Origin of the sequence: Binatus sp. (SeqCode) (genome assembly GCF_036522015.1) — a bacterium.
GTDB lineage: Bacteria > Desulfobacterota > Binatia > Binatales > Binataceae > Binatus.
On the sequence record NZ_DATDGQ010000082.1, the window covers coordinates 1 to 10,194 of the forward strand.

General features: G+C 62.7%; 7 protein-coding genes. 5 read left to right on the plus strand and 2 right to left on the minus strand.

Annotated elements, in window-relative coordinates:
* Positions 1-153 precede the first annotated feature (153 nt).
* Complete coding sequence (locus VIW95_RS03465; protein WP_331584019.1) at positions 154-1,710, plus strand: acyl-CoA carboxylase subunit beta; 1,557 nt, start codon at positions 154-156, stop codon at positions 1,708-1,710.
* A 9-nt stretch (positions 1,711-1,719) separates the two neighbouring features.
* On the opposite strand, the gene VIW95_RS03470 is transcribed toward VIW95_RS03465, so the two are convergent.
* Positions 1,720-3,063, minus strand: coding sequence for an MFS transporter (locus tag VIW95_RS03470; protein ID WP_331584020.1), 1,344 nt, complete (start codon positions 3,061-3,063; stop codon positions 1,720-1,722).
* A gap of 149 nt (positions 3,064-3,212) precedes the next feature.
* Here VIW95_RS03470 and VIW95_RS03475 point away from each other — a divergent pair, with 149 nt between their 5' ends.
* Positions 3,213-3,425 carry an acetyl-CoA carboxylase biotin carboxyl carrier protein subunit gene (locus VIW95_RS03475; RefSeq protein ID WP_331584021.1) on the plus strand — a complete coding sequence of 71 codons (213 nt, stop codon included), beginning with the start codon at positions 3,213-3,215 and terminating at the stop codon, positions 3,423-3,425.
* Between the two features lies 1 nt (position 3,426).
* On the opposite strand, the gene VIW95_RS03480 is transcribed toward VIW95_RS03475, so the two are convergent.
* A complete protein-coding gene (locus VIW95_RS03480) occupies positions 3,427-4,080 on the minus strand; it encodes a nitroreductase family protein (protein WP_331584022.1) in 654 nt (217 codons plus the stop codon).
* Positions 4,081-4,139: 59 nt separating this feature from the next.
* Here VIW95_RS03480 and VIW95_RS03485 point away from each other — a divergent pair, with 59 nt between their 5' ends.
* From VIW95_RS03485 to VIW95_RS03495, 3 genes are all read left to right on the plus strand, one after another.
* A complete protein-coding gene (locus tag VIW95_RS03485; protein WP_331584023.1) occupies positions 4,140-5,075 on the plus strand; it encodes a glutathione S-transferase family protein in 936 nt (311 codons plus the stop codon).
* A 367-nt stretch (positions 5,076-5,442) separates the two neighbouring features.
* Positions 5,443-8,379: a hypothetical protein gene (locus tag VIW95_RS03490; protein WP_331584024.1), complete on the plus strand. Its 2,937-nt coding sequence runs from the start codon at positions 5,443-5,445 to the stop codon at positions 8,377-8,379.
* A gap of 65 nt (positions 8,380-8,444) precedes the next feature.
* Positions 8,445-10,194: PQQ-binding-like beta-propeller repeat protein (locus VIW95_RS03495; protein ID WP_331584025.1), on the plus strand; the 1,750-nt coding region annotated here is incomplete at its 3' end.

The following is a 10,194-nucleotide window of genomic DNA, read 5'->3' on the forward strand; positions in this document are numbered from 1 at the left end:
CCTCGACATTTTGCGATTAGTACTTTTCACCGGGTGCAGGGGTCATCCCTGCCGAAGGAAGTTTGAAACCCACGCGGGTTTCAAATTCGATTGCGTGAATTCGCATCTGCGTGGTCTATAAAGATCGGGAATCCTATCCGGCAGGAGAATCGTATGTCTTGGGAGAAGGAAGTTGAGGAAATTCGGCGCCGCGTTGAGCTGGCGAAGGGGATGGGCGGGGCGGAGAACATCAAGCGGCAGCATGACGGCGGCAAGCTCACGGTGCGCGAGCGGATCGAGCGGCTGCTCGATGCGGGAACGTTCCGCGAGTACGGCGCGCTGGCGGGGGCGCCGAAATACGAAGGCGAGACCCTCGCATCGATCACGCCAGCGAACTTTGTCGGCGGCACCGGGCGAATCAACGGCCGGCGCGTCGTTGTCGGCGGTGACGATTTCACCGTGCGCGGCGGTGCTGCCGACGCCAATATCGGCAACAAGCGCAGCTACGCGGAACTGATCGCGCATGAGCTGCATATCCCGATAATTCGACTGGTGGACGGGACCGGCGGCGGTGGCAGTGTGAAGTCGTTCGAGACGATCAAGCGAACCTACGTCCCGGCCAATCCGGATTTCGACGTTCTGTTTAAATTGATCGGCGAGGTTCCTGTCGTCGCGGGATGCATGGGCTCGGTCGCGGGGATCGGCGCGGCGCGCGTGGCCGCGTCACATTTCTCGGTGATGATTCGCGGGACGAGTCAGCTGTTTGTCGCGGGACCTCCGGTCGTCAAATGGGGCGTCGGCGAGGACCTGACCAAGGAGGAGCTCGGCGGCGCCGAAATTCACGCGCACATGAGCGGCGCGGTGGACAATGAAGCCGAGAGCGAGGACGACGCCTTCGCACAGATTCGCCGCTTCCTTTCGTACCTGCCGCAGAGCGTGTGGAATGCGCCGCCGCGATCAACGCCCGACGACGACCCCGGCCGCCGCGAAGAGGAGTTGATCAGCATCGTGCCGCGCAATCGGCGACACGGTTACGACGTGCGGCGAATCGTCGAGCTCGTGATGGATCGCGATTCATTTTTCGAGATGACGCCGTACTTCGGGCCGTCGCTGGTGACGGGATTCGCGCGGCTCGACGGTTTCCCGGTCGGCGTGATGGCGAACGATCCGTTTTCGATTGGCGGGTCGCTGGACGGGCCGGCGTCGGACAAGATGGTCAAGTTCATCGACCTGTGCGACACGTTCCATCTGCCGGTCGTGAACTTTGTCGATCAGCCGGGCTTCCTGATTGGGCGCGAGGCCGAGATGACGGGGACGATTCGGCGCGGCGTGCGCGCGCTGTACGCGATGTTCCAGACGGCGACGCCGCTGGTCGCGATCATGGTGCGCAAGGCGTTTGGCGTCGCAGGCGCCGGCCATGGAATCACGACGGGACTGAATCTGCGCTATGCGTGGCCGTCGGCAGATTGGGGTTCATTGCCGATAGAGGGCGGAATCGAGGCGGCGTACAAGCGCGATTTATTGGCGTCGAGCGATCCGGAAAAGTTGCGCAAGGAGCTCGAGGACAAATTCAATGCGATCCGCTCACCGCTGCGGACTGCGGAGGCGTTCGGCATCGAGGAGATAATCGATCCGCGCGACACGCGGCCGATACTCGTCGATTGGGTGCATCAGGCGTACGAGATAGTTCCGACGCAGCTGGGGATCCGCACGCGCACGATGCGACCGTAGGGCGGGCGACTAGCCTGCGGTTACGCGATCGGTCGCGGGAGCAGCTTGCGCATGTTCTTCGACTGCGGCGTGGCCGCGGGTGAACGCCATCGCGACGATGTAGATGATCATCCCGCCGAGGGCGACTTTTACCCATTCGCCCCATCCGTAGTGGACCGCGACGTAGAGCGAGAGCGGTGCCGAGATTGCCACCCATGCGCGCGCGACCAGTCCGAAAAAGGCCCATCCGGTGGCTTGCAGAGCGGGCGAGACGTCTTCGAGCGCCTCGGAGAACTGAGCGGCCCACGGCACGTAGGCGATCGCGAGGAAGCATCCCATCAGCGACGCGACCATCGTCATGGTGGCACGCGGAAGCTCAACGCCGAACCTTGGAATCCACCAGGCCATCAGGAGCGAGGCTAGAATCGCGCCGAAGATCGCGATCGGTTTGCGGGCTTGCAGGCGATCGGAGACCAGTCCCGTCAACACCAGCGCGCCGAGATTTGCCAGCCAGAAGTATTCGTTCATCTTCGCCGCTTCGGCCGGCGAGTAGTGAAACGCTTCGGTGAACATCAACGGCCCGAACCCCTGGATCGCGAAGTACAGCGTCAGATTTGCCGTGATTCCGAAGACCAGCAGCCAGACTTCCAGGTGGCCGAGCAGGCGGCGGAAGGCGTCGCCCGTGCTGGACGGAAGTTCGGAGGCCGACGGCAGGCGTCCCTCGGCGGCGAGCGCCTGGATTTCAGTCTTCATGATCTGCATCCGTAGCTCGGGACTTAGATCGCACAGCCACAGCACGATCGGGATGTACATCGCGACCGCCAGGAAACCCATGATCCAGATTTGCGATTGCCAGCTGTGATAGATCGGCAGCGTCGCGCCGGCGACGTAGTTGGACAGGAAGTTCGCGCCGACCGGGCCGATCGTCAACAGCCCGAATGCGAGCGCACGGCTAAGCCGCGGCGACATGTCGCGAATCAGCGCGGCGCCGGCGCCGGCAGTCAGGCCTGCGACGATTCCCATCAACAAGCGCAGGATCACGAACGTCACAATGTTGGTGATCAGCACGTTGAGGAACAACAGGGCGGTCACGCAGCCCAGGCAGACGTCGATGATGAGGACGCGGCCGTAGCGGTCTGCCAGCGGGCCGCCGAAGAATGCGCTGATGCCCGAGATAAGCACGGTGAAGGTGATGAAGATGCCGTAGGCAGTGTGGCTCATGTGCAGGTACGGGAGCAGGATCGGCAGCAGCGGGGCGAGCTGGAAGTCGTACGCGCCCAGAATCGACGCGAGCACCGTGAGAATCAGCAGCGACCATCGATGGCTGCCGCGCGGATATTCAGTTAGCGTGCGAACCGCGACGAAACTGTTCATGCCGTCTCTCCATTAGCCGGACCGGTCAGCTGATTTAATTTCTCTACAACCAAGCGGGCCGAAAACACAAGGCGCATTCCTTCCAGCGCTGGTGCGCGCGCGTCGTGCCTGCTAAGACGCCCATCTAGCTTTGAGAGGATTACTCGGCGATGGATATAAAAAGCCCCGCGGTGGGCAAGGTGCTGCGACTCTCGGTCGAGAGTGGCGCGCAAGTCTCGCGCGGCGACGAACTGATGGTGATCGAGTCGATGAAGGTCGAGATCCCGGTCAAGGCGCCGGCGAACGGGCGCATCGCGGAGTTTCGCGTCAAGGCGGGAGATCAGATTCAGCGCAATTTAGTGCTGGCCGTGCTCGAGACCTGATTCAGTCGGATACGCGCTCGCGCCGGGTGCCCCATTTTTCCCAGAACGTCACCTGCAGCGCAGGCTTGCGATCGGGACGCGCCCATCGGCGTTTCGGGTAGCCCATCGGGATCAGGATCACGTTGGCGTATTCCGGCGGCACGCCGAGCATCGCGTCGATTTCCTTCGCGAACATCGTATGCATCCCCGTGATTGATGTGCCGAGGCCGTAGCCGCGCGCCGCCAGGCACAGGTTCTGAATCGCCGGGTAAATCGCGCCCCACATCGGCTGTCCGGCGCGTGCGCGATCGGTGTACTTTTTCACGCACGCGAACAGCATCACGGGCACGTCGGCGATATGCTCGGCGAGGTATTTTGCCGACCGCAGATTTCTCCCGCGCTGGCTTTGAGGATCGTTGGCGACGACCTCGCGCTCGGTCGGCGTGAATACCGTTTCCCACGCCTTGCGATAGCGTTCCGCGACGAAGTCTTTCGCCGCACGCTCGGTGACGACGATAAAGAACCACGGCTGCCGATTGTGCCCGCTCGGACCCATCGTCGCTGCCTCGATCACCTTGACGATGAGACCCGGCTCAACCGGATCGGGCTTCAGCCGGCGCATCGAGCGTGTGGTGTAGATCGCTTCGGACAAATCGAAATCGTGATGGCCATGCATGAGCGCGAAACTATCAGTTTTCGGGTGGCGACTGGAAATTGTATGCGCTAAGGATCGACATGCTGCTTGCGCCGGAGGAAATCGTGCCTGAAATAATTCTGCATCAATACGTGAGCTCGCCATTCTCTGAAAAGATCCGCAAAATTTTCGCACACAAGAAAATCGCCTGGCGCTCGGTCGAGCAGCCGGTGATCATGCCCAAGCCCAGGCTGGTGCCGCTCACCGGCGGCTATCGGCGAATCCCGGTGCTGCAAATCGGCGCCGACGTTTGGTGCGATACGGGAATCATCATCAGGAAAATCGACGAGCTGAAACCAGAGCCGACGATCTATCCCGGCGGTCTCACCGCCGCTGCCGACACGATGAATCAATGGGCCGACCGGCGGCTGTTCTGGTCGACGACACCTGTCATTTTCGAAAAACTCGGCGCGCAGGTGCCTAAGGCATTCATCGAGGATCGCTCCAGGATGATGCAAGGTGCGGATTTCGGCGCAATTGCCCGAAGCGCGCCCGATTCGCGAAACCAATTGCGCGCCTTTCTGGAAATCCTCGACCGCCAACTCGCGCTTTCGCCGTTCCTGCTTGGCGATTCGTTCAGCCTCGCCGACGCCGCCTGCTTCCATCCGGTGTGGTTCCTGCGCGCTGAGCCTTCGGCGTTCGGCATCGCGCAAAAATTTGCAAACCTCATGCGCTGGTTCGAGCGCATCGACGCGATGGGCTATGGCGACGTGAGTGCGATGGATCCCGACGAGGCCTTGAAGGTCGCCAAGAACAGCTCTCCCGCCACGGCCGAGAACGTTGATTCGAGGGATCCAAACCAACTCGAAGCCGGAACCCGCGTAGCGGTGACGCCCGACGACTATGCGTTCGATCCGGTGACCGGAAGAGTGGTCGTCAGCACGATTCACGAGATCGCGATTGAGCGCGACGTGCCGGAACTTGGCCGAATCGTAAATCACTTCCCGAAGATTGGTTTCCGAATCGCCGCAGCCTGACCGCCGTAGCCCGCAATCTTTCGTCGAGCACTCCCGCCGTGCCGCGTACGGCGGCAAGGCCAAGTGCTGCCTATCGTGGATAAACGAATACTCAGATAGACACGGGCAATACTAAATAGGTAATCGACTATATACTCATTATAAAATTGGTTCGTATATAATGTAGGAGTAGAGTGACTACTGGACGCGGGCCGGAAGGGGGGTCCTCGCTTTGTCCAGACGTTTCTCGCCATGGCTCTTCGCGACAGCGGGTGGCTTGCTACTCGCCGCCGGTCTCGGGGTAGTTCTGTCTTCGCCGATGCGCGCGACGTCGCGGTCGGCCCGCGCTAACATCAACGCGCCCGGCGCCCTGCACGCGCGAGACCGGGTGGCGCGGGAAACATTCTTTCGCAGCCGGCGTGGCCTGAACTTTGGCGTCCCGCATGGTGCGTATCGCAAAGCGATCGCGCATATGCGCCGGCAGGAACGCGACTCAGTTAGAAGCAACAATCTCGACATGGCAGGCGCGGCGCTGGCTCCCACCTTGGCGTGGAATGCGCTCGGTCCAATGCCGCTGCTCAATGAGATTCCGACCTTTGGCGGCGTCGCTTTGGGTCCCGCTCTGGCGGGAGTGACGGGACGCGTCACCGCCGTGGTCACGGACCCTACGGTGAGCGGACGCATGTTCGTCGGCACGGGAGACGGCGGAGTGTGGATGCGCGCCAACGCGGCGGCGGCGTTCGTGCCAATATTCGATCTCGAACCGACGGTTTCGATCGGCGCGCTCGCGCTCGACATCACCACCAGCCCGAATCTAACGCTCTATGTTGGCAGTGGCGAAGGCAACGGCTCGTCCGATTCATACTATGGCCAGGGACTGTTCGTCTCGAGCGATCTCGGCGTCAGTTGGACGCAACTCGGCGCAAGCCATTTCACGCACGCGTCGATCGCCTCGCTCGCGGTCGATACCACGCGAACGCCGCGAACGATCTATGCGGCGGTGACTTATGGTTCGAGCGCGAACCGGGCGGACGCGTCGTGGGTCGAGGGTGATTTCAGCCAGAACGGGCTATGGCGCTCGGGCGACGGCGGCGAATCGTGGATTCCGTATCCCGCGGGAACGTTCGGCGCGTGCCCGTACTTCACTAGCGATCCCTGCCCGGCGGATTCAGTGGCGATCGATCCCGCGTCGCCGACCGCCGTACTCGTCTCGATCCTCGGCGTCGGCGTGTTCCGATCATCGAATTCCGGATTCAGCTGGACACCAGCCACGCTGCCCAACTTGACCGGCGGCATCGGCCGCGCGAGCGTCGCCGCGGCGAACGGCGTCGCATACGCAATCGTCGGCGCGTCCGACGGTATCGAGTTTGCGGGGTTCTACAAATCCGCCAACGACGGGGTCACCTGGACGCGGGCGTCGGTGCCGAGCGCGGCGGTCGGCGGCACGACTATCGACGGCTCCAGCTCGAGCAACTTTTCACAGTCGTTCTTCGATCAGACATTGGCGATCGACTCCGCCGACCCGACCGGCGCCACCGTGGCGTTTGGCGGCGTCGGAATCTACCGCTCGACCAACTCCGGCGCCAATTGGACGTCGCTCGCGCCGAGCGGCGGAACGCATTCGGATCAGCACGCAATCGCGTTCGATCCCGCAGCCGCGCACAGCTTCTACCTCGGCAACGACGGCGGATTGTATCGCTTCGACAGCGGCACGCTCGCCTGGGCGGCACTCAACGCGAGCATTGGGGTCGCACAAGCGCAGTCAGTCGGTCCTCATCCTGGCGACAATACAGTGGTACTGGCGGGATTCCAGGACAATGGCACGGGGCGCTACAACGCTGGTCAGCCGCCGGCCTCAAGCTGGACGGAGGTGGACAACCTCGACGGCGGATTCGCGCTTTTCGACACGCTCAACCCGCTGTTCGCTTATCATTCGTTCGCGACCACCACGGCCGGAGCATGGGTCTCGCGCTCAACCGACGGCGGCGTCACTTTCAACTCTGCCGCGTCGAGCGCGGCGCTGCAGACCGCGATGGCAACGGCGGGCGACGCCGGCGCCGCATACTTTCCGCCGCTGGCGAGCGATCCCGCGCTCGCACAGCGGGTGCTGTTCGGCGCGCATTCGGTTTACGTGTCGCATGACGCGATGGCGACCTGGTCGCAGCAAACCACCCAGGATTTGACCGGCGGATGCAACAGCGGCGAATGCGGGCTCGAGGATCTCGAGATTGCGCCGTCGGACCACACCAAGGCCTACGCGCTTGCGATGCAGACCAGCACGACTTTTCGTCCGACGCCGTTCAAAATTTTCACCACCGTCCAGGCCGATATGCAGGTCAGCGTCGGCCAGCCCGAAGGGGCGCACTGGACCGACAAGACCGCGCAACTGCCGCCGATCGTGTTTCCGGACTCCACCCAGGCGACCGGAATCGCGATCGACCCGTTTGATTCCAGCGTAGCCTACTTGAGTCTTTCGGGCTTCACCTCGGCGACCGGGATGGGTCACATTTTCGTCACCACCGATTTCGGCGGTTCATGGACGCAGGCCGACGGCAATCCGAGCCTGCAGAGTCCGCCCCCCGCCAACGCTCTGCCCGACGTTCCAGTGTTGCGACTGCTGGTGGATCGCAACGACCCCACGGCGATGACCGTGCTGGCCGCGACCGACATCGGCATCTTCAGGACCACCGACGGCGGAACGACGTGGTCGTCGTTCAATCTCGGGGCGATTCCGGCGGTCGCGGTTTTCGACATCGAGCAGAATTTGAATGGCGTGATTTTCGCCGCAACCCATGGTCGCGGAATATTTGAGCTGTCCGGCGAAGGCTCTCCAGGCATCTCGCCTACGGCAACGCCGAGTTCGACTGGTTCCCAAACCGCGGCCTCGACGCCAACCCCGTTGATCACAGCGACTGCCACCGCGACCGCGACTGCGTCGGCGACCGCCACTGCCACAGCTTCCGCGACCGCAACGCCGACAGCGACCGCGACGGTTAGCATCTTGCTGTCGGCCGGTGAACTCGATTTCAGTGGGGCACCCAACAACGGATCCGTAACGCCGGACCGGACGGTGACATTGACGAACCTGTCGCCGACGACGGCGGTGTTCAGTCCGCCAACCAAAGACGGCGATGCGTCCAACTTCGTCGTGATCAACAACACCTGCCTGACGTCGCTGGCTCCGGCGCCGGCGACCTGCCGTTACACGGTCGAGTTCACCGCCAATGCGTTGGGATCGTTCGCCTCCGATCTGTTCGTAAATGTGACTAACGATTCGAGCAGCCCGCTCGACGTTCCGCTGATCGCGACCGGCACATCGCCATAGACGCCTCCGAGATGCGCCAACCGCGGAGAACTGACGGTACGAGTTCGAAAATGAAGAGGGAATAAATGAAAGCACCGATCAGACTGGCGGTTGCAGTTGTGGTTTGCGTCTCGATCGTCTGGACGGCAACGCGCGCGGATGCGGCCACGGTCTGGCCGGCGTACGAGCACGATCGCTCGCATAGCGGCAGAAGCCAATACAACACCTCCGGCAACAACGGCGCCATCAAGTGGGAGCTTCCAACCGGCGGTGACAAGATAGAGGACTCCCCGACGATCGGTGCCGATGGAACAGTCTATGACGCCGATACTGCGGGCAACTTTTACGCGATCACTCCGGGCGGTACCACCAAGTGGTCGGCCCCGTTCCAGGCGATCCAGGGCGCTGGTTGCGCCGGCATTCCCGGGGTAAACGCGGGCGCGGCGATCGGCCCCAACGGCGCCATTTATTTCGCCGATCAGGATGCCCAGGTTTACTCGCTGACAGACAATGGGAGTGGCACCAACCCCACCCTCAATTGGGGGCCGGTGCAGCCGACCGGCGACTGCACCCATTTCGTTACGACCGGTGCGCCGACCCTCAGCATCGATGGCAGCACCCTTTACATCCTGGTCAGCGACGGCAAGCTCTATGCGATACGTACCAGCACCGGCGCCTTGAATTGGTCGGCCACAATCGGCACGGGAGGTTCGACCGGCACCATCGCACCGGTGGTCGGCCCCGATGGCGCCATTTACGCCGCCTCCAGCGATGGCAAGGTTGCGTCGGTAAAGGACAATGGCGCCAGCGCCTCGTTCAATTGGGGTCCAACCACCTTTGCAGCTTCCTTCAGTGCCGACACCCCGTCGCTCAGCAACGATGGCAGCACTCTTTATATCGCGGGCAATACCACCAGCCCGGTCGGCGGCGATCTCTTCGCGATAACGGCCGGCACCGGCGCATCGAAGTGGACCGCATTGACTCTGGGGAGCGGCGAGGTTTTCAACACGGGAGTCGCGCTCGGCGCCGACGGCACCACCATTTACGTCGGCAGCGGCAAGTCCACCAGCCACACGCTCTACGCCGTAACCGACGGCGGCATCAGCGGCTCGCTGAAGTGGTCGATGAGTGTCGGCGGCAGCAGCCTGAAAGTCTCGCCCGCGATCGGCTCCGATGGAACCATTTACGTCAGCTCCGGTGACGGCAACATCTACGCGGTAACCGACGGCGGCGTCAGCGGGGGGTTGAGGACGTTCTTCGGCGGTACCGGCAGCGTGCTGGTCAACCTCAGCGCCGCCGCGGGCTACAAGGCGCTGTCGATGCCGGCGATCGCCTCCGATGGCACCATCTACATGAGTTCCGACACCGATGACAATTTCTACGCTTACAACGGCCCGGTGGTACCGACGCCGACCGCGACTGCAACGTCAAGTCCGACAGCGACCGCATCGAGGACTGTAGCGCCTACGGTCACGTCAACTGTATCGGCTACGGCGACCGCTACTGCAACTGCGACGCGTACGGCTACTGCTACTGCAACTGCAACTACCACGGCGACCGCAACTGCAACTGCCACCGCGACCGCAACAAGGACTGCGACGCCTACGGCCACGGCGACCGCCACTGCGACTGCCACCTTGACCGCAACTGCCACCGTGACCGCAACCAAGACTGCGACGCCCACGGCCACGGTGACCGCGACTGATACAGCCACCGCGACTGATACCGCCACTGCGACTGCCACCTTGACCACAACTGCCACCGTCACAGCAACCAGGACTGCGACGCCCACTGCTACGGTGACCGCGACTGATACCGGCACCGCGACCGCAACTG

Bases quoted from the DNA above. Each gene is read 5' to 3' on its own strand.
- VIW95_RS03465 (WP_331584019.1), top strand. From the start codon at position 154: ATGTCTTGGGAGAAGGAAGTTGAGGAAATTCGGCGCCGCGTTGAGCTG.
- VIW95_RS03480 (WP_331584022.1), bottom strand. From the start codon at position 4,080: ATGCATGGCCATCACGATTTCGATTTGTCCGAAGCGATCTACACCACA.
- VIW95_RS03485 (WP_331584023.1), top strand. From the start codon at position 4,140: ATGCTGCTTGCGCCGGAGGAAATCGTGCCTGAAATAATTCTGCATCAA.
- VIW95_RS03475 (WP_331584021.1), top strand. From the start codon at position 3,213: ATGGATATAAAAAGCCCCGCGGTGGGCAAGGTGCTGCGACTCTCGGTC.
- VIW95_RS03470 (WP_331584020.1), bottom strand. From the start codon at position 3,063: ATGAACAGTTTCGTCGCGGTTCGCACGCTAACTGAATATCCGCGCGGC.